The sequence below is a fragment of the Burkholderia stagnalis genome (genome assembly GCF_902830275.1).
Lineage (GTDB): Bacteria > Pseudomonadota > Gammaproteobacteria > Burkholderiales > Burkholderiaceae > Burkholderia > Burkholderia stagnalis.
Genome location: NZ_CADESW010000112.1, coordinates 1 through 259 on the forward strand (window position 1 = coordinate 1; position 259 = coordinate 259).

General features: G+C 67.6%; 1 protein-coding gene. It reads left to right on the top strand.

Annotated elements, in window-relative coordinates:
• Positions 1-259: hypothetical protein (locus HWY45_RS36465; RefSeq protein ID WP_176118526.1), on the top strand; the 259-nt coding region annotated here is incomplete at both ends.

Genomic DNA, 259 nt, shown 5'->3' on the forward strand with positions numbered 1-259 from the left:
ACCTCCACGGGCATCAGCACCGCGCAAAGCGGCGTCAACTCCCTGTCGACGGGCCTGAGCTCGACCAATAGCTCCGTTGCTTCGCTCTCGACCTCCACGTCGACCGGCATCAGCACCGCACAAAGCGGCGTCAACTCGCTGTCCACCGGCCTGAGCACCGTCACCACGACGACCAACAACCTCGGCAACAGCACGGCCGCGGCACTCGGCGGCGGCTCGACCTACGACCCGGCCACCGGCACGGTTTCGGCACCGTCGT